This is a genomic window from Kribbella endophytica (assembly GCF_054781295.1).
Map to the genome: position 1 here is coordinate 463,369 of NZ_BAAGUR010000001.1, position 24,400 is coordinate 487,768.

The 24,400-nt window shown below is 70.5% G+C and carries 19 protein-coding genes; 14 read left to right on the plus strand and 5 right to left on the minus strand.

The window, feature by feature from the left end; all coding sequences use genetic code 11:
- Positions 1-61: 61 nt before the first annotated feature.
- Positions 62-1,489: a beta-N-acetylhexosaminidase gene (locus ACYVIO_RS02280; RefSeq protein WP_460648944.1), complete on the minus strand. Its 1,428-nt coding sequence runs from the start codon at positions 1,487-1,489 to the stop codon at positions 62-64.
- Between the two features lie 198 nt (positions 1,490-1,687).
- Here ACYVIO_RS02280 and ACYVIO_RS02285 point away from each other — a divergent pair, with 198 nt between their 5' ends.
- Positions 1,688-2,926, plus strand: a complete 1,239-nt coding sequence (locus ACYVIO_RS02285; RefSeq protein ID WP_460648945.1) for an MFS transporter — start codon at positions 1,688-1,690, stop codon at positions 2,924-2,926.
- Here ACYVIO_RS02285 and ACYVIO_RS02290 read toward each other — a convergent pair.
- Positions 2,897-3,763, minus strand: a complete 867-nt coding sequence (locus tag ACYVIO_RS02290) for a GNAT family N-acetyltransferase (protein WP_460652053.1) — start codon at positions 3,761-3,763, stop codon at positions 2,897-2,899. The genes ACYVIO_RS02285 and ACYVIO_RS02290 overlap by 30 nt on opposite strands.
- A gap of 64 nt (positions 3,764-3,827) precedes the next feature.
- Between ACYVIO_RS02290 and ACYVIO_RS02295 the strand changes: the two genes are divergently transcribed.
- The 10 genes from ACYVIO_RS02295 (at position 3,828) to ACYVIO_RS02340 (ending at position 15,657) form a co-directional block, all read left to right on the plus strand.
- Positions 3,828-4,523 carry a class I SAM-dependent methyltransferase gene (locus tag ACYVIO_RS02295; protein ID WP_460648946.1) on the plus strand — a complete coding sequence of 232 codons (696 nt, stop codon included), beginning with the start codon at positions 3,828-3,830 and terminating at the stop codon, positions 4,521-4,523.
- A gap of 79 nt (positions 4,524-4,602) precedes the next feature.
- Complete coding sequence (locus tag ACYVIO_RS02300) at positions 4,603-5,151, plus strand: P-loop NTPase family protein (protein WP_460648947.1); 549 nt, start codon at positions 4,603-4,605, stop codon at positions 5,149-5,151.
- Positions 5,148-6,389, plus strand: a complete 1,242-nt coding sequence (locus tag ACYVIO_RS02305; RefSeq protein WP_460648948.1) for an extracellular solute-binding protein — start codon at positions 5,148-5,150, stop codon at positions 6,387-6,389. Before ACYVIO_RS02300 ends, ACYVIO_RS02305 begins: the two co-directional genes overlap by 4 nt.
- Positions 6,389-8,164 carry a sugar ABC transporter permease gene (locus tag ACYVIO_RS02310; protein ID WP_460648949.1) on the plus strand — a complete coding sequence of 592 codons (1,776 nt, stop codon included), beginning with the start codon at positions 6,389-6,391 and terminating at the stop codon, positions 8,162-8,164. Before ACYVIO_RS02305 ends, ACYVIO_RS02310 begins: the two co-directional genes overlap by 1 nt.
- Positions 8,161-9,459 carry a hypothetical protein gene (locus ACYVIO_RS02315; RefSeq protein ID WP_460648950.1) on the plus strand — a complete coding sequence of 433 codons (1,299 nt, stop codon included), beginning with the start codon at positions 8,161-8,163 and terminating at the stop codon, positions 9,457-9,459. The genes ACYVIO_RS02310 and ACYVIO_RS02315 overlap by 4 nt, the downstream gene beginning before the upstream one ends.
- Positions 9,460-9,491: 32 nt before the next feature.
- Positions 9,492-10,904 carry a DNA repair protein RadA gene (radA, locus tag ACYVIO_RS02320; RefSeq protein WP_460648951.1) on the plus strand — a complete coding sequence of 471 codons (1,413 nt, stop codon included), beginning with the start codon at positions 9,492-9,494 and terminating at the stop codon, positions 10,902-10,904.
- A 112-nt stretch (positions 10,905-11,016) separates the two neighbouring features.
- Positions 11,017-11,952 (plus strand): beta-ketoacyl-ACP synthase III, encoded by a 936-nt coding sequence (locus ACYVIO_RS02325; RefSeq protein WP_460648952.1) that lies wholly within the window; start codon positions 11,017-11,019, stop codon positions 11,950-11,952.
- 352 nt (positions 11,953-12,304) lie between these two features.
- Positions 12,305-13,360, plus strand: a complete 1,056-nt coding sequence (disA, locus tag ACYVIO_RS02330; RefSeq protein ID WP_460652054.1) for a DNA integrity scanning diadenylate cyclase DisA — start codon at positions 12,305-12,307, stop codon at positions 13,358-13,360.
- Between the two features lie 240 nt (positions 13,361-13,600).
- The gene (locus ACYVIO_RS02335) at positions 13,601-14,167 is read left to right on the plus strand and encodes a PadR family transcriptional regulator (protein ID WP_460648953.1); all 567 of its coding nucleotides are present in this window, start codon (positions 13,601-13,603) and stop codon (positions 14,165-14,167) included.
- Entirely contained in the window at positions 14,149-15,657 is a 1,509-nt protein-coding gene (locus ACYVIO_RS02340; RefSeq protein ID WP_460648954.1) for a DHA2 family efflux MFS transporter permease subunit, read from the plus strand. The genes ACYVIO_RS02335 and ACYVIO_RS02340 overlap by 19 nt, the downstream gene beginning before the upstream one ends.
- 12 nt (positions 15,658-15,669) lie before the next feature.
- Here ACYVIO_RS02340 and ACYVIO_RS02345 read toward each other — a convergent pair whose 3' ends face one another.
- Entirely contained in the window at positions 15,670-16,377 is a 708-nt protein-coding gene (locus ACYVIO_RS02345; RefSeq protein WP_460648955.1) for a hypothetical protein, read from the minus strand.
- Positions 16,378-16,409: 32 nt separating this feature from the next.
- Between ACYVIO_RS02345 and ACYVIO_RS02350 the strand changes: the two genes are divergently transcribed.
- Positions 16,410-17,303, plus strand: a complete 894-nt coding sequence (locus tag ACYVIO_RS02350; protein WP_460648956.1) for an HhH-GPD family protein — start codon at positions 16,410-16,412, stop codon at positions 17,301-17,303.
- Positions 17,304-17,462: 159 nt separating this feature from the next.
- Here ACYVIO_RS02350 and ACYVIO_RS02355 read toward each other — a convergent pair whose 3' ends face one another.
- Together ACYVIO_RS02355 and ACYVIO_RS02360 are read right to left on the minus strand one after the other, a co-directional pair.
- Positions 17,463-18,416, minus strand: a complete 954-nt coding sequence (locus tag ACYVIO_RS02355; RefSeq protein ID WP_460648957.1) for a DivIVA domain-containing protein — start codon at positions 18,414-18,416, stop codon at positions 17,463-17,465.
- A gap of 72 nt (positions 18,417-18,488) precedes the next feature.
- Positions 18,489-20,822: a kinetoplast-associated-like protein gene (locus tag ACYVIO_RS02360; protein WP_460648958.1), complete on the minus strand. Its 2,334-nt coding sequence runs from the start codon at positions 20,820-20,822 to the stop codon at positions 18,489-18,491.
- Between the two features lie 362 nt (positions 20,823-21,184).
- Between ACYVIO_RS02360 and ACYVIO_RS02365 the strand changes: the two genes are divergently transcribed.
- Together ACYVIO_RS02365 and ACYVIO_RS02370 are read left to right on the plus strand one after the other, a co-directional pair.
- Complete coding sequence (locus tag ACYVIO_RS02365; protein ID WP_460648959.1) at positions 21,185-23,791, plus strand: hypothetical protein; 2,607 nt, start codon at positions 21,185-21,187, stop codon at positions 23,789-23,791.
- On the plus strand, positions 23,788-24,303 hold the full coding sequence (locus tag ACYVIO_RS02370; protein ID WP_460648960.1) for a hypothetical protein: 516 nt from the start codon (positions 23,788-23,790) through the stop codon (positions 24,301-24,303). The genes ACYVIO_RS02365 and ACYVIO_RS02370 overlap by 4 nt, the downstream gene beginning before the upstream one ends.
- Positions 24,304-24,400 lie beyond the last annotated feature (97 nt).

Below are 24,400 nucleotides of genomic sequence, written 5' to 3' on the forward strand. Positions count from 1 at the left end.
GCGGAGCCGGGCGCGTCTACACCTGCTAACGCAGCGGGGGCGGATTTTGTTATCTCTTCAGCTAGTGGTCCAGACGACGGTAGTTCAGGCCCAGGGCCTCGATGCGCTCGAGGTGCGGCCGCAGCCGGCCCAGGAACTCGTCGTACGACGTCTTGGGCGAACCCCAGGCGCGCTCGGCGATGGCGGACAGCCGCGGCAGGAGCATGTAGCCGACCTGGTCGGGGCCCTCCATGTACTCGGTCCACACGTTGGCCTGGGTGCCGATGACGCGGGCCTGCTCCTCCTCGGTCAGCCCCTCGGGCACGACCTCGAAGTCGTAGACCTTCTCCAGCGGGATGAAGCCGCCGATGGCGAGCGGCTCGGTCTCCGGGTCACCCTGGTAGTAGTCGAAGTAGACCGACTCGCACGGCGACATCACCACGTCGTGGCCGGCCTTGGCGGCGACCTCACCGCGCTGGGCGCTGCGCCAGGCCATGATCACGGCGTCCTTCGGGCAGTCCGTCTCGACCATCTCGTCCCAGCCGACCAGGCGCCGGTTCTCCTCGATCAGCACCTCCGCGACCTGCGCGGTGAACCAGCCCTGCAGCTGGCTCGCGTCGGTGAGCCCGAGCTCGGCCTGGCGCTTCTGCGCGGCGTCCGACTCGCGCCACTGGACGTCCGGGCACTCGTCGCCACCGAGGTGGATGTACGGGCTGGGGAAGATGTCGAGCACCTCGCGCAGCACGGTCTTCACGAACTCGACGGTCGCGTCGTTGACGTTCAGCACGTCGTCGCTGATGCCCCAGACCTGCCGGACACCGAGCTGGGTCTCGGGGTTGTTGCCGAGCTCCGGGTACGCCGCGATCGCGGCCTGCATGTGCCCGGGCAGGTCGATCTCCGGGACGATCGTGATGCCGCGCTCGGCGGCGTACGCGACGATCTCGCGCAGGTCGTCCTTGGTGTAGAAACCGCCGTGCCGCTGACCGTCGTACGTGAACTCCGTCTGGTCGTGCGACATCTTGCCGACCATCGACTCCGGCCGCCAGCCGCCGACCTCGGTGAGTTTCGGGTACGCCTCGATCTCGACGCGCCAGCCCTGGTCGTCGGTGAGGTGCAGGTGCAGCACGTTCATCCGGTGCAGCGCGACCGCGTCGACGACCTTGAGCACGAAGTCCTTCGGCATGAAGTGCCGGGAGACGTCGAGCATGATGCCGCGCCAGCCGAACCGCGGCGCGTCGGCGATCCGGACCGCCGGAACTGCGACCTGGCCGTCGGCGGCCGGCTCGGCCGCGTCGAGCAGTTGCTGGTACGTCGTCTCGGCCCAGCGCAGCGCGTCCTCGGAGCCGGCCGAGAGCCGTGCGCCGTCGGCGGTGACGTCGATCCGGTACTCGGTCTCGCCGAGGTTCTCGACCACGGACCGGACCGCTTCGGCGGCCGGGTCGGCGGTGATCCAGGCGCCGTCGTCGACGACGAGCTCACGCGGTGCGGGGACGATCGCGATGTCGGGCATCCGGACTCCAGGAGGTCTCTCGAAGGATGGTTCGGCAAGAAGCCTGCAGAAAGGACCCTACAAGCCTGCGGCAGGCCCGGAACAGGGACCGTCCACGCTCTGAACTGCACGTAAATGCCATGTGTGAGCACAATCGTGCAGTGCGGGCGGCGCGCGAAATCCCCTGCCGCGGCAACCTTCCGGGTGAGAGGGTGAGGCGTGACCGCCGACGCTCGCCCCCAGGACGTGACCGCCCGCGGTCTCCAGCGCACCACGCTGCGGGTCCTGGTGATCAGCAACGTTGTCGGCGGAGTCGCGGTGGCCAGTGGGTTCGCGGTCTCCGGGCTGCTCGCGGAGAACATCTCGGGCTCGACTTCGATGGCCGGTCTGGTCGCCACGTCGACAACGCTCGGCGCGGCGATCCTCGCCGTACCGCTGGCTGGTCTGGCCCGCAGCCACGGCCGCCGGGTCTCGCTGGCCACTGGCTACCTGATCGCCACGGTCGGCGCGGCACTGAGCATCGTCGCCGCCCAGGTCGACTCGCTGCTCCTCCTGCTGCTGGCCGGCTGTCTGTTCGGCAGCGGGTCGGCCGCCAACCTCCAGTCCCGGTACGCCGCGACCGACGCGGCCGATCCCAAGTACCTCGCCCGCTCGTTGTCGGTGGTGGTCTGGGCGACGACGATCGGCGTGGTGGTCGGACCCAACCTGACCGGCCTCGGCGGCTGGCTCGGCGAGTCGGTCGGCGTACTGGCTCTTGCCGGGCCCTACCTGTTCTCGGTGATCGCGTTCGCGCTCAGCCTGTCGACGGTCTGGTTCGGCCTCCGCCGGCTGCAGCAGTCGACGCCCCGGACGAAGGTCGAGCGCCAGCCGTTGGCGACGACGTTCCGCCGAGTGGTCGCGATCCCGCACGCCCGGCTCGGCCTGCTGGCGATCGCCACCGCGCACTCGGTGATGGTCGGGGTGATGTCGATGACGTCGGTCCACCTGCGCCACCACGGCGCCTCGCTGACCGTCGTCGGCTTCGTGATCAGCGGTCACGTGGCCGGCATGTACGCCCTGTCCCCGGTAATGGGCTGGCTGGCCGATCGCCTCGGCCGCATCCCCACCATCGGCATCGGCCTCGCCGTACTGGCTGTCGCGATGACCGTTGCCGCAGTCGCTCCGGACGAAGCGCACGGCCTCACTGCGCTCGCGCTGGTCCTGCTGGGCCTCGGCTGGTCGGCCTGCCTGGTCGCCGGCTCCACGCTGCTGTCCAACTCGGTCCCTACCGACATTCGTACGTCGGCGCAGGGCCTGTCCGACCTGACGATGGGTGCCTTCGCCTCCATCGCCGGCACGGCGGCCGGACCGGTCCTGGCCGGTCTCGGCTTCCACTGGCTGGCGGTGCTCTGCGGGCTGTTCCTGATCCCGGTCGCCCTGACTGCTGCTCTAACCAAGCAGCAGGTGCAGAGTGCGTGAGCCGGGCCGGAACCCGATGCTCTGGTAGAGCGCCCGGGCCTTCGGGTAGCCGTCGTCGCCTCGCGGGCACACCACTGCCCTGGTCCCACCTGCATCGCGCAACGCGTGCAGTGCGGCCAGGTTGACCGCCTGGCCGAGCCCACGTCGCCGGTACGCCGTGGCAACGCCCACCGGCTCGACCAGCCCGACCTGGTGCTGCTCATCCAGCCAGATGAGCGCCGACGCGACGAACTCTCCCGCCTCGTTCTCCACCACCCAGTCCAGCTCGGACCGGTAGGGCCAGGTCGACATCACCGCGGCGATGCTCTCGTCGGTCACCTCCGACGGCCCCCAGTCCGACCAGGCGGCCCGGTGCCCTGCTGCCCGCTTCCCTACCTCGTCAGGTCGGGCATGCCGCAGCTTGAGGCCGTCCGGCACCACTGGCTCCGGCAGGTCGTCCAGCGAGATCCAATGGTGGGTGTAGAAGTGCGCGTCCTCGTCCTGCCGGAACCCGGCGGACTCCAGCGCCGCCAGCAGGTGGGTCTCCGTCTCCAGAACACCGGAGACCAGCTTCGGTCCCTCCGCCCTGCCCCGGAACCACTCCACCACCGTGTCGGCCAGCTCAGGCCGGCCCGGGTCCACCACCAGCAGCAGTCCGCCCGGCTGTGCGAGCCACCCCCACGCCACCACCTCGCCGCCGTCCCACCAGACGGCCGTGGTCCAGCTGTCGGCCCGGCCGCTGCTGATGCTCCGCTCCCACGCCAGGTCCCCGATGTGCAGCCGCGAGGCCGGACTCCAGACCCGCTGAGTGAGTTCCTGCATCTCCCTGAGGCCGTCCCGGCCGGCGTACTCGGTCATCTGCACAGGTCGGAGCATCCCAGGGTCCGGCGGCGGGCTCAAACGGATTCACTATGGTTTCGCCGTGAGCATTGCCGACGGTGGGATTCCCAGTCCGAACATCTGGCACCACCCGCAGACCTACGAGATCGAGAACCGGGCGGTCGATCCGGACGGGGTGATCGAGCCGGCGATGCGGGCGATCCGGGACTGGGCCGGAGCGAGCGTGCTGGATCTCGGGTGCGGGACCGGGTTCCACCTGCCGATGTTCGCGCGGACCGCCGCGCAGGTGATCGGGGTGGAGCCGCACGGGACGCTGGCCGCCGCCGCTCGACGCAGGACTCGTCAGCTGGACAACGTCGAGGTCAAGCAGGGTACGGCGCAGCAGCTGCCGATCGCGGACGCGTCGGTCGACGTGATGCACGCCCGGTGGGCGTACTTCTTCGGTCCGGGCAGCGAGCCGGGGCTGGCCGAGCTGGACCGGGTGATGCGGCACGGCGGGACGGCGTTCGTGATCGACAACGACGGGAGCCGGTCGACGTTCGGCGGCTGGTTCAGCGCGGCGTACCCGATGATCAAGGCGCCCGAGGTGGAACGGTTCTGGACCTCCCGCGGCTGGCACCGCACCCCGCTCGACATGGGCTGGCGCTTCGAGACCCGCGCGGACTTCGAGGCCGTGGTGCGGATCGAGTTCCAGCCGCAGATCGCCGAGCGGATCATCACGTCGTACGCCGGGCATGAGGTCGACTACGCGATCAATCTCTGGAGTCGCACCTACTGACAACACGCTGTGTGATGCAGTGGCCCGCGGGTCGCCCTAAGGTGAGCATTCGCCACGACCTGGGAGGCGCCTCGCCGGCATGGACGGACTGCTGCTCGAGCGACTGCTGCCGGGACTCCCCGACGAGGTGAGGGTCGGTGCGGGACAGCAGCGATCGCTCGTGCTCGGGACGAGGGCCGAGGCGCGGCTGTGCGCCGACCTGATCGCCGGTCTGGAAGACCTGCCGGAGAAGGCCGTGGTCGATACCAGCGGACCGATCCGGCTGGTACCTGCCGAGGGCGGACTGCTGCCGCACCTGACTGTGCTCGACAACATCGTGCACGGCCACATCACCGCGCACCGGGTGACCAAGGAGGCGGCGGACAAGCAGTGCCACCTCACCGCCACCAACTGCGACCTGGACGACGTACTGCTGCGCTACCCGCACGAGATCACCCCAGGACGCCGCCGGCTGGCCGGACTGGCTCGTGCGGTCCGTGCGGATCCGTCGGTGATCGTGCTGGAGGATGCGCCCGGCCTGCCGACCTGGGGATCGTTGCTGCGACCGGACAACATCACCGAGCTGTGGTCCATCGCGCTGGTGCTGATCACCACCGATGCCGAGCGTGCGAAGGCCTTCGACTCGTGATCCGTCGACGGGTAGTACTCGCCGGCGCTGCGGCTGCGGCCTTGTCCGGCTGCAGCCCCGACGTACTCGGACTGAGCCGCAGCGTCCGCGTGGCAGTCAGCTGGAGTGGTCCGGAGCTTCGCGCCTTCCACCGCGTGCTCGACGGGCTGGGCGAGCTCGACTACCCGGTTGAGGTGATCCCGCTCGGCGACGACATCTCCACAGCGTTCGGAGCTCGCTCGGCCCGCCGGCCCGACCTGGTGATGCTGCCGCAGCCCGGTCTGGTCCAGCTGCACCGCGGTGACCTGGAGGCGATGCCGTCCGACCTGGCCGAGCGCGGCCGGGCTCGCCTGTGGGACGAGCTGCTGACGCACGACGGTACGACGTACGGGCTGCCCTTCAAGACGGCGCACAAGTCGGCGGTCTGGTACCGGCCCTCGGTGTTCCGCCAGGCGCAGGTGCAGCCGCCGACGCAGTGGGACGAGTGGATGGAGCTGAACAAGACCCTGTCGCTCCGAGGCATCAGGCCGCTCGCGCTGGGCGCTGGAGACGGCTGGGTGCTCACCGACTTCCTGGAGAACGTCCTGCTCGGTACGGCGCCCAGTGCCTACCGCGCACTGGCCGTGTCGAGCGACCCGCGTCCCTCTCGCCTGCCGGAGTTCGCGGCCGCGCTGCGGCGCCTGGCAACGATGTGGGCGGCGCCGGGCGCGCTGGCCGGTGGAGTCGAACGCTCGCTGACGCAGCAGTTCCCGGACGCGATCGTGGAAGTGTTCGGGCACCGCCGGGCCGCGATGGTGGCCGCGTCGGACTTCGCCGAGCCGGTGATCCGTTCGTTCGCCGCCGACCCGGACGACGTCGGCCTGTTCACCTTCCCGGCCTTCGGCGCGGGTGCCGCACCGGTGGTGGTCGGTGGTGACGTCATGGTCGTACCGCGCCCGGCGACCGACGACGCGTGGGACCTGGTGCACCGGCTCGCCACACCGGCAGCTCCTTCGCCCTGGATCTCGTCCGGCGGCTTCCTGGTCGACGGACGCACGACCGGCTACTCCCCCGAGCTGACCCGGCTCGCCGACCAACTGGTCGCGCCCGGTACGTCGTTGCAGTTCGACCTGTCGGACCGGCTCGGCGAACTGGGTGGCATCGACGGACTGTGGCGCGTGCTGACCGATCTGCTCGTCCGGGTCGGTACCCGCGGGCCTGACGTCGTACCGGAAGCAGTGGAGCTCGCCCTGGACGAGCTGGAGAAGGTGGAGGGCTGATGGGCCTGCGCAGCAACGGCTTGTCGCTCGAGATCGCCGGGCGACCGGTCTCCGGACGTCCGGTGACCGGCCGGCCGCAGCGACCCGCAGGGCCTTATCTGCTGGGGATTCCGGCACTGCTGCTGACCAGTCTTCTGCTGGTGCCCATTGTGATCACGGTGATCGCGGCCTTCCGGCTGCCGGACGGGTCGTTCGGGTTCAGCAACTTCGCGGTGATGGGTGACCCGGCCGCACTGCACGCCGTACGGAACAGCCTGGCCTGGGTGGCTGTTGCCGTCGCTCTGGTTGTCGTCGGGTTCCTGCTGGCCGTGGTGAGCTACCGGCTGCCCGGCCTGTCGTCGTTTCTCCAACCAGCGTTGGTGATTCCGTTCGCCGTGTCGGTGCTGGTGTCCGGTGCGACGTTCCGGCTGATCTTCGACTCGGCCCCTGAGCGCGGCACGGTGACGGCCGTCTGGAGCTCGCTGTTCGGCACCAGTCCGGTGTGGCTGGGACCCGGTCTGTTCTGGCTGGTGCTGATGTCCGCGTTCGGCTGGACCTGGCTCGGGTATGTCGTGTCCCTGTTCCGCGCCGGACTGGATGCGATCCCGGACGACGTGAGCAGGACGATCGCTGCCGAAGGGCTGACCGGACTGCGTCGCTGGCGCGCGCTGGAACTGCCGCTGCTACGGCCCATCACCGGAGTCATCACGCTGACGCTGGTGGTCGCGGCGGTCCGGGTGTTCGACCTGGTGCTGATCGTCGTACCGGGTCCGATGCAGCACGACGCCGACGTACTCGGCCTGAACTGGTGGCGTGCAACGACAACTGGCGACGACTCCGGCCGTACCGCGGCGCTGGGCGTCGTGCTGTTCGCCATCGTCGCGGCGGTGGCGGTGATCGGCGTGCGCGGCCTGCGTCGGCGGCGCTGGGCGATGCCGGTGAGCGTCGTACCGGCTGACTCGACGTTGCGCAGACCCAAGCCCAGCAAGCGGGTCCGGCGGATCGGATGGACTGCCGGGTTCGCTGTCAGCCTGTTCTGGATCCTGCCGGCCGTCGTACTGGTGGCTACTGCGTTGCACTCACCGCGGGAGGCCGGACTGCGTGGCTGGTGGTCGCTGCACGGGCTTGGACTGTCGTCGTTCGATGCTGCGGCGAGCATCGGGTTGCTGCGGGCGCTGCTGTCGACTGTGCTGATCTCCTCGGTCGCCACAGTGGTCCTGCTCGTTGTGGCCGTGCCGACGGCGTACCTGGTCGCGTGGGGCGGCCTGCCTACCTGGCTGGGTCGCGTGGTGACGTCGGTCTTCGTGGTGCTCGCCGTGACACCCGTGCAGATGTACGCCGCGCCGCTGCGGGATGCGATCGACGCGGCCGGGCTCACGGGGTCGCGGATCGCGCTGGGGTTGGTGCACGCGTCGGCTGGGCTGCCGTTCGCCGTACTGCTGCTGCGGTCTGCGTTCGCGTCCGCTCCACCGATGCTGGTTGCCGAAGCGCTGCAGGGGCCTGCGCGGCAGAGCGCCGTACTGGCGACTGTGCAGCGGACCTACCGGCCCGCTGTGATTGCCGTTGCTGTGCTGGAGTTCGTGCTGGTGTGGAACGACTTCATCGTCGGCTTCCTGATCAGCGGAGCTGGTACGACGCCGCTGTCGCTGGTGCTGTGGGGTGAGGCGCGGCAGTTCTCGGCGTCGAGCGGGACAGTCGCGGCGGCGGCTGTTGTCGCGTCCGTCGTACCGGCGGTGCTGATGCTGACGTTCTGGCGGACTGTCGTGCGCGGACTGACCATCGGGAGTCGGCCGTGAGTACACCCGACGAGGAGAAGCCGAAGAGCGATCGACGGCGCGGGGACTTCCTCGGGATCAGCGCGATCGCTGCTGGTCTGCTGTCCGGGCTAGCGAGCGAGAAGCTGTCGCAGAGTCTGGAGAGCGGCGGCTGGATCAAGGTGGCCGGCTGGAGCCTGACCATCGGCTTCTTCGTGATCTGGGCGATCTACAACGCGCCGGTGGTACTGCGGAAGTACCGGACGCGGCGGGCGGGCGCTGTCGCGACCAGTACGCCGGCTGAGCTCCAGGCCGCGGCCGAAGAGGCGGAGCAGTGGCTGGTGGCGCTCGGCTCGGAGGCGGCCGGGCTGGCCGCGGCGGAGTGGTTCGATCTGAACGAGCCACGACTGCGGAACGTGCTGGCGAGTGAGAAGCCGACCAACGCATCAGCTGACGACCTCGCCCGGATCTGCGACGCGCTGGATGCCTGGTACGTCCGGCAAGGCCGAGCGGAGGACCTGCTGGAGGTCAGCGTCTACCTGCTGGGTCTGGCCGAAGGCTGCGGGCGGCAGGACCTCGAGGAACTGGCGACAGCGCGCGAGGCCACGGCGTACAGGCTGCTGGACGAGTTGGACACCGCGATCACCAAGATCGGCATCTCGGCGAACGTCGCCCCCTCACGGCGTTGGCACAGCCGGACAGCGGCGGCGGTGGAGACGCGGCGGCAGGTAGAGCTGGCGCTGGTGCATCTGGCGCGGGCCGATGCTGCTCCGGTCGGTAACGAGCAGGAGGAGGCCGTCGCGCACGCTCGGAGCCGGCTGGACGACGCACGGCTCAGCCGGCCCGGTCCGGACCTCGCTGCTGACGTGGCGATCTCGATCAACCTGGCGATCGTCCAGCTCTACCAGGAGGACGCCGAGGGCGCGCTGGACCATCTGAAGCCTGCAGCAGCTCGGGCGGCTGCGGCTGGTGACCGGAGTGCGCAGGCGCATGCGTTCGAGCTCATCGGAGCCGCCGCGTGGATGCTGAAGCGGCCGGACGAGGCGGCCAAGTGGTGGGGGCGGGCCGAGCACCTCTACTCGGAGATCGACGAGCCAGAAGGGCAGGCGCGATGCCTGCAGCATCTGGGGTCGGCTGCTGTCGTCGCCGGTGATCGTTCGGGTGGTCTGGAGCTGCTGAAGCAGAGCGCCGTACTGCGGAAGTACGAGAGTCCGATGCTGGCCCAGTACCTCGAAGTCGCGACGCAGACGGGGCCGGCCGCGGTCGATCCGGAGGTGTCACGACGTGGCTCGATCGGTTGGTTGCGCCGCAAGATCGAGCTGTGGAGGCTGCGCTGAGATCTGTCGGTGGCGTCGCCTAGGTTGTGGGCATGGTGAAGGCGACGGGGCAGACCAAGTCGAAGGCGGCGGGCAAGTCGCCGTTCCAGTGCTCGGAGTGCGGCTGGACCGCAGCGCGCTGGATCGGGCGCTGCGGCGAGTGCCAGGCCTGGGGCACGGTCGTCGAGGTCGGTGCGCCGAAGGCCGCCCGGATCACCGCTGGCGCGGTCTCTTCGCCCGCGATGCCGATCTCCCAGGTGTCCGCGGTCGAGGCCGAGTCCCGGCCGACGGGGATCGGTGAGCTCGACCGCGTGCTCGGCGGCGGCGTCGTACCGGGTGCGGTGATCCTGCTCGCCGGTGAGCCCGGCGTCGGCAAGTCCACACTGCTGCTCGAGGTCGCGGCCCAGTCCGCGCGGAACGGGCACCGCACGCTCTACGTCTCCGGCGAGGAGTCCGCGGCGCAGGTGCGCCTGCGGGCCGGACGGACCGACGCGCTGGTCGACGAGCTGTACCTGGCGGCCGAGACCGACCTGGGTGCGGTCGTCGGTCAGGTCGACGCCGTCGAGCCGTCGTTCCTGGTGATCGACTCCGTGCAGACGATGGCTCACCCGGAGGTCGACGGCGCTCCCGGTGGCGTCACGCAGGTCCGCGAGGTGACCGGCGCGCTGGTGCGGCTGGCCAAGGAACGCAACATCGCCGTCGTCCTGGTCGGTCACGTCACCAAGGACGGCGCGATCGCCGGCCCGCGGATGCTGGAGCACCTGGTCGACGTCGTGCTCGCGTTCGACGGCGACCGGCACTCCGGCTTCCGGATGGTGCGCGCGACCAAGAACCGGTTCGGCCCGTCCGACGAGGTCGGCTGCTTCGACATGGTCGACACCGGCATCGTCGAGGTCAGCGACCCGACCGGGCTGTTCGTCTCCGAGCACTCCGAGCCGGTCGCCGGCACCTGCGTGACGGTGATGATGGAAGGCCGTCGGCCGCTGCTGGCGGAGGTGCAGGCCCTGGTCGGACCGTCGTCGGCGCCGCAGCCCCGGCGTACGACGTCCGGGCTGGAGTCGCAGCGGGTCGCCATGGTGCTGGCCGTCCTGGGCAACCGGGCAGGCATCAAGCTGCACGACCACGAGGTGTACGTCGCGACCGTCGGCGGGGTGAAGATCACCGAGCCCGTCGCGGACCTGGCGGTGGCGATCGCGGTCGCGTCGTCGGTCACCGACAAGCCGATCCACCCCGGCCTGATCGCGATCGGCGAGGTCGGCCTGGCCGGCGAGGTGCGCCGGGTCGGCGGGCTGGAGAAGCGGCTGGCCGAGGCGGCCCGGCTCGGGTTCACCAAGGCGATCGTGCCTGCCGACGTACCGAACCGCGGCAAGGACCTGAAGCCGCTCGACATGCAGGCCAAGTACGGCCTGCGCGTCTTCGCCGCCGGCGACGTCCGCGCCGCCCTGCACGCGGCGGGCATTCTTTAAGACTCTGTAATCCGTCTCACAAGCGTGAGACGGGTGTCCACACCCTGGTTCCTCATTACGTACTCTGGATGGCGGCCCACCCCTCCCCGCGGCCGCCCACGAAGGAGCCCCCATGACCGGATCCAGAGTTGTCGCGCTCGGCCACTACCAGCCCGAGCGGGTGCTCACCAACGCCGAGCTCGCCACGATGGTGGACACCAACGACGAGTGGATCCAGAGCCGGGTCGGGATCAAGGAGCGCCGGGTCGCGGCGCCCGACGAGCAGGTCGACGAGATGGCCTGGCGCGCCGCCGAGAAGGCGATCGCGAACGCCGGCCTGGACAAGGCCGAGATCGACTACGTCGTGGTCGCCACCTGTACGGCGATCGACCGCTCGCCCAACATCGCCGCACGCGTCGCCAACCGCCTCGGCCTCGGCCACCCGGCCGCGATCGACATCAACACGGCCTGCTCCGGCTTCAGCCACGCCGTCGCGACCGCGGACCACGCGATCCGCGCCGGTGCGGCGTCCAAGGCGCTGGTGATCGGCGTCGAGAAGCTGACCGACTTCACCGACTGGACCGACCGGACGACGTGCGTTCTGGTCGGCGACGGCGCCGGCGCGCTGGTCCTGGTGGCCAGCGACGAGCCGGAGGTCGGGCCGGTCGTGTGGGGTTCGGTGCCGGAGATGTCGGACGCCGTACGGATCGAAGGCGGCGGCAAGTTCGCGCAGAACGGGCAGAGCGTCTTCCGCTGGACCACGACCCAACTGCCGACCATCGCCAAGGAGGTCTGCGAGAAGAGCGGGATCGCCCCCGAGGACCTCGGCGGCGTCGTGCTGCACCAGGCCAACCTGCGGATCATCGAGCCGCTGGCCAAGAAGCTCGGCGCGATCAACGCGGTCGTCGCCCGCGACGTGGTCGAGTCCGGCAACACCTCGGCGGCCAGCATCCCGATCGCGCTGTCCAAGCTGGTCGAGCGCCGCGAGATCCCGGTCGGCGCCCCGGTCCTGCTGTTCGGCTTCGGCGGCGGCCTGTCGTACGCCGGCCAGATCATCCGCTGCCCCTGATCCGAAGGCCGCCGGGCAGTCGCCGTACGTCCTGGTCCACCTCACAAGTCGGCACCCGCGAGCGCCTCTTCCAGCAAGACGCGCCGTACTGCCGACACGTCTTTTCGCGCACGCCCAGACCCCCAGATCGTTGACGTGTGAGCCTTTCAGGCCTTCGCGACACCAAATCCCGGTCCCTGCCCACGGGAAATTTTGTTGCACGCGTCGAGTGCACACTCGGATGCACGGGCGTTTGCAAACGCCCGGCACAGGAGCCGTCGCTCCGGGGCCTTTCGCTCACACCACGGCGCCGACCCGCATAGACTCAGGGATCGTGGCCCCGAATTCCGACAAGAACAGCACCAACGCCCGGATGCGTGCGACCCTCGCCGCCGTGGCGCCTGGTACCGAACTGCGTGAAGGCCTGGAACGAATCCTGCGCGGGCGCACCGGCGCCCTGCTGGTCCTCGGACAGGACAAGGTGGTCGACTCGATCTCGACCGGTGGGTTCGAGATCGAGGTTCCGTTCACCGCCACCGGCCTGCGCGAGCTGAGCAAGATGGACGGCGCGATCATCCTCGACCGCGACATGAGCCGGATGCTGCGCGCCGCCGTGCACCTGATGCCGGACCCGTCGATCCACACCGAGGAGACCGGCACCCGGCACCGCACCGCCGACCGCGTCGCCCGGCAGACCGGCTTCCCGGTCATCTCGGTGTCGCAGTCGATGCACATCATCGCGTTGTACGTCGACGACCAGCGCTACGTGCTGGAGGACTCCGGCGCGATCCTGTCCCGGGCGAACCAGGCCCTGGCCACCCTCGAGCGGTACAAGCTGCGTCTCGACGAGGTCTCCGGCACGCTGTCGGCGCTGGAGATCGAGGACCTGGTCACCGTCCGGGACGTCGCCGCGGTCGCGCAGCGCCTCGAGATGGTCCGCCGGATCGCCACCGAGATCGACGGCTACGTGGTCGAGCTCGGCACCGACGGGCGGCTGCTCACCCTCCAGCTGAACGAGCTCGTGGCCGGCGTCGCCGGTGAGCGCGAGCTCGTCGTACGGGACTACCTGCCGCCCGCGACCGGTCGCAAGGCCAAGACGGCGGACGACGTACTACTGGAGCTGGACGCGGTCAGCCCGACCGACCTGCTGGACATCGGCCAGGTCGCGCGGGCGCTGCAGCTCGGTGGGGCCGAGCAGCTGGACGCGGCCGTCACCCCGCGTGGGTACCGGCTGCTCGCCAAGGTCCCCCGTCTGCCCGGCGCGGTGATCGACCGCCTGATCGAGCACTTCGGCCACCTGCAGAAGCTGCTGGCCGCGAGCATCGACGACCTGCAGACCGTCGACGGCGTCGGCGAGAACCGCGCCCGCACGGTCCGCGAGGGTCTGTCCCGGCTCGCCGAGTCGAGCATCCTCGAGCGCTACGTCTGACCCTCCCGCTCCACACCTCTCCCTCTCCTCCCCCTCCTCCCCCTCCCGCTCCGCGCATTTCGTGGGTTAACCCACGAGCTTGCCCGTTGGCCCACCAGATTTCGGTGGGCCAACGGGCTTTTTGGTGGGTTAACCCACCAAATGGCCGCGGCGGCTACCCGGGGGGACTTGCTTCCGGCGCGGGGATCGCGTAATACTCCACGTGGAATAGTTCGCACGGAATAGTCGGAGTGGGAGAACGTGGCGGAACTGACGCCTCTGAGCATCGCGGTGCTGGCCCTGCTGGACGAGCGCCGGCTGCACGCGTACGAGATGTACCAAGTGCTGCTGCAGCGGCGGAACGACCGGCTGGTCAAGGTGAAGCCGGGCTCGCTCTACCACACGGTCGAGCGGCTCGCGGGCCAGGAACTGGTCCGCGCGACCGGCACCGAACGCGCCGGCAACCGCCCCGAGCGCACGACGTACGAGATCACCGCCGCCGGGAAACAGGCCCTGGAGGACCGGGTCCGGACGGGGATCGCGGACTACGTCTACGAGTACCCGCTGTTCCCCGTCGTCCTGAGCGAGGCGCACAACCTCGAGCCCGAGGACGCGGCCGAGAGCTTCCGGCGCCGGCTGGTCGTTCTCGACGCCCAGCTCGCCGAACTGACGACCGCGATCGTCGACGTGGCGCACCGCGGGGTACCGGAGCAGTTCTGGGTCGCCGCGGACTACCAACGGGCGGTGCTGGCCGCCGAACGTGACTGGCTGGCCACCCTCCTCCACCGAATCGAGAGCAAGGAACTTTCATGGCAACACCGCAAGTGAGTCCCGAAGTGCGGCCGTGGCCGGCGCTGTGGGCGCTGGTGCTCGGCTTCTTCATGATCCTGGTGGACTCGACCATCGTCTCGGTGGCGACCCCCGCGATCCTGACCGACCTGAAGGCCGACGTCAGCAGCGTGGTCTGGGTGACCAGCGCCTACCTGCTCGCGTACGCCGTACCGCTGCTGATCACCGGACGGCTCGGTGACCGGTTCGGCCCGAAGAAGCTCTACCTGACCGGCTTGACGCTGTTCACGCTGGCGTCGGTCTGGTGCGGGCTGACCGGGTCGATCGAGATGCTCATCGTGGCCCGGATCTTCCAGGGGCTCGGTGCGTCGCTGATGACACCGCAGACGATGGCCGTGATCACCCGGATCTTCCCCGCCGACCAGCGCGGCCGGGCGATGAGTCTGTGGGGCGCGACGGCCGGCGTGGCGACGCTGGTCGGCCCGATCCTCGGCGGCGTCCTGGTCGACGGGCTCGGCTGGCAGTGGATCTTCTTCATCAACGCGCCGGTCGGCATCGTCGGCTTCGTGCTGGCGCTGCGACTGGTGCCGGACCTGCCGACCAACGAGCACAAGTTCGACCTGCTCGGGGTGGCGCTGAGCTCGATCGGCCTGTTCTGCCTGGTGTTCGGGATCCAGGAGGGGCAGAAGTACGACTGGGGTCAGATTTCCGGGCCGATCTCGGTCTGGTCGCTGATCATCGCCGGACTGGTCGTGATCGCGGGATTCCTGGTCTGGCAGGCGAAGAACAAGGGCGAGCCGCTGCTGCCGCTGTCGCTGTTCAAGGACCGCAACTTCTCACTGGCCAACACGGCGATCACGACGGTCGGCTTCGCGATCACCGCGATGACGTTCCCGCTGATGCTGTACGCCCAGAGCGTGCGCGGCCTGAGCCCGACGCGGTCGGCACTGCTGCTGGTGCCGATGGCCGTGATCTCCGGCGCGCTGGCGCCGTTCGTCGGCCGGCTCACCGACAAGGCGCCGCCGCGGTTCATCGCCGGCTTCGGACTGCTGTGCTGCTCGGTGTCGCTGTTCTGGCTGAGCCAGGTGATGGAGCCGACCGTGCCGATCTGGCAGTTGCTGCTGCCGATCGCGCTGCTGGGTGTGGCGAACGGGTTCATGTGGGCGCCGCTCGGCACGACCGCGACGCGGAACCTGCCGTACCACCAGGCCGGCGCCGGTGCGGGCGTCTACAACACGACGCGTCAGGTCGGCGCGGTCCTCGGTAGCGCGGGCATCGCCGTACTGATGGAATCGCGGCTCGCCGCGAACCTGCCGGCCGCACCGGGTGGGGCGTCGTCGGAGCCGAGCTTCGCCGGGAAGCTGCCGGAGGCGATCCACCAGGGCTTCAGCGACGCGATGGCCCAGTCGTTGATGTTGCCGGCGTCGGTGCTGATCATCGGTCTGATCGCCGCGCTGTTCTTCACGCGGCCGTTGCACCTGCAGGACAAGGCGGCGTACGCGAGTACGGCGAAGGTCGAGGCTGACTGAGTCTCAGGGCGCTCAGGACGCGACGATGTAGAAGGCCTGTGCGGCGGACGCCTGTCCGTCGTACACGGCCTTCGCCACGTAGGTGCCGGGCTTGGCCAGCGGCTGCCCCGGCAGGCAGCCGGGGCCGGAACGGCGTCCGTCCCAGGCGACCGTGCTGGTGGATTGCTTGCCCTTGGCAACAAGGAAGGTGGCCCGCGGCACGGTCTGCTCGCACTGCGTGGTGGACCAGATCTGGTCCGCGCCCGAGGTGATCGTGAGCGAGAGCAGCGTTGGGTCGATCGCGGCCTTGCACTCGCCGCGGACGGCGCTGAGCTGGACGGCGAAGTTCAGCGAGCCACCGTCCTTGATCGAGCGGACCGCGGGCAGCACGTTCACGCGGACGTCGCGGCCGGCGCAGTCCTTCGGCGGCTCGGGCGTCTTCGGCGTCTCCGGGGTGGTCGGCTTGCCCGTCGGCGTCTGCGTCGGCTTGCCGGTGGGCGGCGGTGTTTTGGCCGGAGTCTGCTCGTCGGTGGACGGCGTGCTGGTCGGGTCGACCGGAGCTGCGGGGGTCTCACCCTGCTGCGGGCCGTTGGCCGCCGTGTTCTCCGGTTTGTCGCCGCCTCCGCCGATCAGTCGGCCGAACAGCACCAGCACGACCACGAGGGCAACCAGCAGCAGGCCCCTGCGGAACCAGTAGACGCTGGCAGGCAGGTGCCCGACCGGACGGAGCATGCTGCTCATGTCCGCACCTTAATGTCAGGATTGAGCCCGACATGTCAGACTCGCCGCTTTCCTCCGCTTCGGCCTTGCACGCCCCCGTGCTGCAGTGGTACGCCGCCAACGCCCGCACACTGCCCTGGCGGGAGCCGGACGCCGGGGCGTGGGCAGTGATGGTCAGCGAGTTCATGCTGCAGCAGACACCAGTCGCGCGGGTGCTGCCGGCGTACGAGGTGTGGATGCGGAGGTGGCCCAAGCCGGGCGACCTGGCCGCAGAGCCGCCTGGTGAGGCTGTAAGAGCCTGGGACCGGCTCGGCTACCCCCGGAGGGCCCTACGCCTCCACGCGGCCGCCAAGGCGATCGTGGAGCTGCACGGCGGGGAGGTGCCGTCGGACCACGCCCTGCTGCTCGCACTGCCCGGTGTGGGGACCTACACGGCGGCTGCCATCGCGTCGTTCGCCTTCGGGCAGCGGCACGCTGTTGTGGACACCAACGTGCGGCGGGTGTTCGCCCGGGCCCTTACTGGGGTCGCACAGCCCACCATCTCCCCGACTGCCGCCGACCAGCGCCTTGCGGTCGCCGCTCTGCCCGCTGACGAGGGAGTGGCCGCCCGCTGGGCTGTGGCGACCATGGAGCTGGGTGCGCTGGTCTGCACGGCCCGAGTCCCCCGCTGCACCCAGTGCCCGATCCGCACCCAGTGCGCCTGGCTCCTGGCCGGCTCCCCGCCGTACGACGGCCCACCACGCAAGGGCCAGACCTACGAGGGCACCGACCGCCAGGTCCGAGGCCGCCTCCTCGCCGTACTGCGCGCTGCGACCGGCCCGGTCCCCAAGAAGCAGCTGGACGCCTGCTGCCCCGACCAGGTCCAACGCGAGAGAGCACTGGACGGCCTGGTAGCCGACGGCCTGGTAGAGCCACTGGCCCGCAACCGCTACCAACTGCCTCAGTAGCCCGGCCATGCGCAGCCGGGGCCGGCGGCGCGGAGCGCACGCCTCGGGGCGGCCACACCCCCTCCCCCTTCCCACCACCTGGGTGAGGGCGTGCTTGAAGCCGGCTTCTCCCCTGGGGGAGAGCCGGCCTCAACGCGACAGAGCAGTGGTGGAGTCTGCTCAGTTCTTCTTGCTGCTGGACGAGGCCGTCTCGTCCGTGTCGTCGGCCAGCAGGTCGAGCGGCATCGCCGGGCTGCCGGACAGCGTCGCCAGCATCTGGCGGACGTTGGTCAGCTGCGCGTTGATGCTGTCCCGGCGCTGCGTCGCGGCGGCGAGCTCACGCTCGGACTCGGCGCGGATCCGCTCGGACTTGTCCTTCGCGGCGGCGACGATCTCCTGCGCCTGACGGTTCGCGTCGGCCAGCTGCTGCTGGGCCAGGCGCTCCGCCTCGGACCGGGACCGGTCGGCCTCGCGCTGCACCTGGGCGGCGCGGTCGGTGACCGCGGCCAGCTGCTGCTCGGCCAGTGCCGTCCGGGCGGCGAACTCCTGCTCGACCTTGCCCCGGCGCTCGGCCAGGGTGGTCTCGAAGGCAGCCGCGGCCTGGGCGGACTTCGCCCGCTCCTGCTCGTACAGGGCCTGCGCCTCGCTGCGTCGCGCGTTCGCGTCGCGCTCGGCCTCGTCGCGCATGTCGTCGGCCTGGGTCCGGGCCTCCTCGAGGATCCGGGCGGCCTCGGCGTCGACCTCGCTCTTCCAGTCCAGCGAGTACTGCTCGGCCTCCTTGCGGACCTTCTTGGCGTGCGCCTCGGCGTCGGCGACGATCGCCTCGGCGTCGGTGCGCGCGCGGGTGACCAGGTCGCGCGCCTCGTCGTCGGCCAGCGACAGGATCTTGGCGACCCGCTCACCGAACTCGGTGAACGTCGGCGCACGGTCCTTGTTGTCCTCCTGCGCCGAGATGACAGCCGACTCGGCAGCGTCGGTCCGGGTCTGCAGCTCCTGTACGTGGCGCTGCAGCTGCTCGGACTGCTGCTGGAGTGCGGTCAGCGAGGTGGTCAGCTCCCGAACGTGCTGATCCACCTGGGCCGGCTCGTAGCCACGCAGAACGGTGCGGAACGGGGTTGGTGCTTCACTGCTCATGTCTTCAGATGCTCACTTCGACTGGTGGGTGGATCACACATTGTCACTGACAAGGATCTGACTGTCACGTCCTCATCCTGATTCCCCCGTGGAACCCTCGCTGGAGGACATTCCACCATCAACGCGGAAGCCGGGTACAGCGAGTGCCTCGATCACACCCGAAAGCTGGGTGAGCTCCTTGGTGATCTCGTCGCGGCGCTGGTTCAGCGCGGCGACCCTCGCCTCGGCGTCGGCGAGAAGTTTTCGGGCCTGCGACCGCAGCTCGTCGGCGTGCGCGCGGGCCTGCGCCTCGAGCTGCTGCGCGTCGGCGCGGGACTTGCGGATCAGGTCGTGCGACTGGCGCTGGGCGTCGGCCAGGTCGTTGGCCGCGCGCTCGCGCAGCACCTGCGTACTGGCCTCGGCCTCGGCGACCCGGCGGTTGGCCCGGTCGATGATCTCCTGGGACTCCGCCTCGGCGGTCGCCTTCAGCCGCTCGGCCTTGGCCTGCGCCTGGACGGTGACCCGCTCGGCCTGCTGACCGGCGTTCTCCATCGCGGCCTCGGCCTGCGCGGTCGCCTGCTTGAGCGCGGCGTTGGCCGCGTTGGTCTGCTCGGCGTTCTGCCGGGTGATCTCTTCCTGGGTCGCCTTGAGCCGGCTGGTCGACCGGCTGATCACGCGGCGCAGGTGGGCCCGCTTCTCGCGCATCAGCTCGACCGCCTCGGTGCCGGCCTTGTCCCGGATCGCCTGCGCCTCGGACTCGGCCGCGGAAACCAGCTCGGCGACGGTCTTCTGGGTCCACGCGGTCTGCTTCTCGGCTTCGGCCATCGCGATCTCGGCCGCCTTGTTGGCGTCCTCTACGATCCGCTGCGCCTCCGCGGACGCCGTACGGCGGTCCGCCTCGATGCTGTCGACGACGAGCTTGGCCTGGGCGCGGGCGTCGGCCATCAGCCGCTCGTTGGCCGCCTCGACCTCGGACTTCTGCCGGCCGATGTCCTCGACGGCCTCGGCCCGGAGCTTGTCGATCTCCAGCGAGATCGCGGCCAGCTTGGCCCGCTCGGTCTCCTCCAGCTCCGCCGTACGCCGTTCGAGCTCGGCCCGGTTCTCGCCGCGCAGCCGCTCGATCTCGGCGTGCGCCTCGGTGATCTCGCTGCGCGCCTTCTCCCGGGCGGCCTCGACCTCACGCTCGACGGCGACCCGCAGGTCCTTCGCCTCGGTCTCGGCCCGCGAGATCAGATCGGCCTCGGCCCGTACGGCGGCCTGCGACACCAGCGCGGCCTGCTCACCGGCGTCGGCGACCAGCTGCTGCGCCTCGCGACCGGCCCGCTCGACGTTCTGCGCCGCGGCCTCGCGGGCTTCGCGCGCCTCGACCAGCAGCTCGTCGGCGTCGGCCTTGATCTGCGCCGCCGTCTTCTCGGCCTCGGCGATCCGCCGCGCGGCCGCGGCCTCGGACTCTTCCTTCAGCTTGTCGACGGCTGCCTGGGTCTCGGCCTCGAGCTTCTCGGCGGCGGCTTCGGACTCGGTCCGCAGCCTCTCCGCCTCGGCTTCGGAATCCGCCGTCAGCTTCGCCGCGGCAGCTTCCGAGTCGGCCTTGACCTTCGCGGCCGCCGCTTCGGAGTCGGCCTTCAGCTGGGCTGCCGCAGCCTCGGAGTCGGCGCGCAGCTTCTCGGCGGTCGCCTCCGACTCGGTCCGGACCTGCTCGGCCGCGGCCTCAGCCTCGGTGCGGTGGTCGTCGGCAGCGGCCTTGATCCGCGCCGCCGCCATCTCGGCGTCCGCGATCCGCCGGGCCGCCGCGGCCTGCGACTCCGCCCGCAGCTCGTCGGCCGCCGCCTGGCTCTCGGTGCGCAGCTTGTCCGCCGCGGCCTCCGACTCGCTCCGGCGCCGGGTCACCTCGTCGTCGACCTCGGTGCGCAACTGCTCGGCCGCCGACTCGGACTCGGACTTCAGGTGGTCCGCCGTACTGGTCGCGTCGGCCCGGACCTTCGCGACCTCGGTGGCTGCCTCGTCGCGCAGGCGCTTCACCTCGGCCGCGGTGTCGGCCCGCAGCTTGGCCACCTCGGCGGTCGCCGTCGCGCGCAGCTGCTCGGTCTCGTCGGCAGCCTCGGCGCGGACCCGCTCGGACTCGGTCTCCGCCTCGGTCCGCAGCTGCTCGGCCGCGCGGTTGGCATCGGCGAGCAGGCGCTCGGCGGACGCGCTCGCGTCGCCCCGGAGCTTCTGGGCCGCGCTCTCGGCCTCGGCCTTGAGCTGGTCGGCCTGCGCCCGGACCTGCTCGGCCTCGAGCAGGGCGGAGTCGTTCTCGCGCTCGGCCTGCTCGCGCAAGGTGTCGGCGATCCGTTGCGCGCGTTCCAGCACGCCACCCGCTTGCCGCACGCCAAAGGAACCGGCGTCGACGACCGGTTCCTGGGTCAAGGGCAGACGCGGTGCGTCCATGCGACGAGATGATTCCATCTCCGGCCCCCTCTCCAACAGTCCGGGTCCACTTGGCGCAGTCATGCTCTTACAACGAGCCACAACCGGCTACGGGTAGCTTCTTTTTTATGCCGTTGCGTGATCTTCCCACTGAATCGAAGGCCGCAGCGGGCCTGCTTCAGGTGCAGCGACTGCGGCACCGCGTGACCGTACGACGGACAGGGTGGCACGGTCCAGCACTCGCCGGACTCGCTCTGGTTGCAGCGGTTTCGGTGCTGCTGCCGGGCTCGGCAAGTACAGGCTGTTACCTCTGGCGGGCCACGACCCAACCAGTCGGCGGGCGTGGTCCGGCCCTCGCGCTGCCGCTCGCGATGGTGGCCGTCGTGCTCGCGGATCGCTTGTGGGCGGACAGAATCGCGGTACGGCGGCAGGTGCGCGGCTGGGCCGCGGTGGCACTCACCGTGCTCACCGCTGTGGTCTGGACTGGTCTGGTGGTCCAGGGCCGATCGGGTTGCGCCACCTCACCGGCTGTGATCGGTGTGGTCGTGTGTGGAGCGCTGGCCGCGACGGTCTGCGCGCACTGGGCGACTCGCGGCGTACCGGTCGACGAGCTGCTCCCGGAACGTCCCGAAAAATCTTCGGACGAGCCGCTGAACCAGTCCGAATTGCGGGCAACCTTTGTCCAGCTCTGCGATTTCGCCACTCCTGGACCCCCTCGGCGGCCCACCTTGTCGCTCCTGACAGCAGCAGCCGCGGCTGTCCTGCTCCTGTCGACTCTGCTCCCGTGGCGCGAGCTGGTGGACCCGGTCGCACTCGGTCCAGCGGGTGCGGAGGCCGGTCTGCTCCGCTCCCAGCTGTGGGAGCTGCCCTACGCGTTGACGTGGGCAGTGCTCGTCGCCGTACTGGCTGTCGGGACTGTCGCTGCCTCCATCGCCGGGTTTGCGCTGGTACGACGTACAGCCGCTGCCGCGACCGGGGCGCTGACCGTTGCCGGCACTCTCCACGCGCTCGTCCAGCTCCCACCAAGTCTTCCGGACGGCGTCGGGTACCGGGCGGGCATCGGCGCCTGGGTCGCACTCTCTGTTGGCGTGCTGCTCCTGGTGCTCGGCCTCCTGCCGCTGCGGCAGCTGGTGGTGGTCTGCGTGGCGGCTGCGCTTGGGCTGGTCGGCGGACTGCTCGTCCCAGGGACTGCTGCCGCGTCGTACGCGCCTGAGGTCGTTGCCGGCTCACCGCACCGGCTGCTGAACCTCAACGGCGGCCAGCTCGAGGACCCGCTGGGCATGCGCGTCGCGATCGGTACGTCGGACCCGCTCGACTCCATCGCCGGCAACCTCGACGGCACACCAGGCGAGTGGCTGCTCGGCCGGACCGGGTCGGAGGGCTCGACTGTCTTCGCTTTCGCCGACGGTGTCGCACTACCTCAGGTCGCGCTGAGCCACGGCGCCACTCCGCCCGCTTTGCTCGGCGTGGCCGACCACCGGATGCTGCTGCTCGCAGGTGGCGCCGGCAACCGGCCATGGGCCGTCCTGTCGGTCCCACTCGATCTGGTGTCGGCGGACATCAGCCTCAGCCACCGCGACCCGGACGGCCGGTACTACGTGACGCCCGGCGTCGAGGTCCTCGCCAGCGGCACCGGACCGGCCCTCACCCACCGGAACGCGGACCGCTCGATCGTCATCTGGGGTGGCACCAGCACGTGGGAGATCCCGGCCGCGGCTCTGCGCCCCGGGATGAAGCTCGACGACTTCCTGGTGAACCCCGGGCCTGGCGCTCCCGGCAACTCGGTCTCCACCGGGCCGGACGGCACGGTGGCCTGGCGGACGAGCCAGACCGGGCTGGCGCTTCACCGCCCAGGCTCCGGGGTCGTGCAGCTCGCGGGACTCGCGCCGGCCGGCTGTCCGCTGAGTCGCGACGCGGCCAGCTCGTCGTTGACCGTCGAGGCGTTCGCGGTGGATGTGCGCGGCAACCTGTGGCTCGGCGGGAGTGCTCCGACCGCGGTGGTCACGCCGGACGGCGTACTGCGGCCGCTGCCGACTCGTGTCGCCGGTGTGGACAGCATCGAGGCCCGGCCCGACGGGTCCGTCGTACTGGGAGTGTCGCCGGGTGGTGGCGACCAGGTGCTCGTCGTACCGGATGCGGCTGCGTCGGCGGCGTCGTACCCGGCTGCTGGTGAGCCGACGGCCCGGTGCGATCGGCGGAAGCCTGCTGGCGGCAGTACGTCGTACCGGGCGAGTGTGGTGTCGCCTGTGCCAGTGGTGGAGCCACCGGTGGACGTGGAAGGCCAAGCAGGGAAGGCGGTTTCGGGGACGGGGTCGCAGCTGGCGCTGGACGCTGGTGGTCGATTGGTGCGGGTGCGCATCCCCAACGCGGCCCATGTGTGGGCTCCCGACGGGCACGGCGGTGTCTGGTGGACTGTCGCAAGCCGCGCCAAGCCGTCGTCCCAACTGGCCGTCCACCTGCAGTCCGGGAAGGCGACTGTGGTTCGCGATCCGTTGCCGACGGCCCCTGATCAGCGCGGTGAGGCGGCGGCCGCGGCGGGCGACCTCCTGGTGAGTGCGATCGGTGGCGGGCACTACAACCTGTACGGGCCCTCGGTGAAACGCCTTCAGGTGAACGGGAAACTCCGCGCCCTGGCCCAGCTGCCGTCCGGCGCGGTCGCGATGGTCCTCGACGAGCGGTTGATCCAGGTCGAGCCCGACGGCCGGGAGACCGGCCTGCTCGGCGGTTCGTCCACCGGATGGCCTGTCTCCGCGCCGGGCGTCGCGGCGGCCGAGCGGACCACCGACGGCACCTGGTTCACCGGGCCGGACGGGAGGCCTTGGGTGTACGACGGCACGCACCTCACGCGAGTCGACGGGCCTGGTCGAGTCACAGTGATCGCCGGGCCTACCCAGGGAGTCCCGCAGGCAGCCGACGACGTCACGCCGATCGGTACGAGCCTGTGCTTCTCCCTCGGCCACGACACCGTTCGTCTGGAGCCTCTTCGATGAACGATCTGCCGGATGAGACCCTCCCTGACCTGGTGGAGCAGGCCGAGCGTCGCCTCTCGATCGGTCAGCACCGCTGGTTCGCTCTGGCCACGCTGCTCGCCACCCTGCCCGCCGGAGTAGCCCTGCTGCTGCCGTGGGCTTTCAGCCGACGGCTCGGCCAGTCCGTCTGGCAGCTGGGCATCGAGACCCAGCCGACGCTCGCGTTGGCCTGGCTGGCCGGGCTGCTGGCCGCCGTACTGGCTCTGGCTCTCCGGCCTGGTCAGCTGGCGCAGGCGGCGACCGCTGTGTCCGGAGTCGTCGCGCTGATCTACGCAGCGGGCGGCTGGCAGGCCAACGGCGCCAGCGCTCTCAGCGACACCTGGCCTGGCCCCGGTCCTGCGGTGGCGCTCGTGACCGGCCTGATCTGGCTGCTGTGTGCCAGCGCGCAACTCATCGCCGACCACTCGCACCCGGTCGAGCCGGACGCCGAGGACCTCGCCGGCGCCGTACGGCGTCTGCGCCAGAACCGCTGAAGTTCACCCGTGCGAGGGACCCGAACCCCTCGCAGGACGGAGGTGCTCGAGGCCCTCCCGGTCGCACCGTGGAACCACACGAGCACCGGAGGACCGC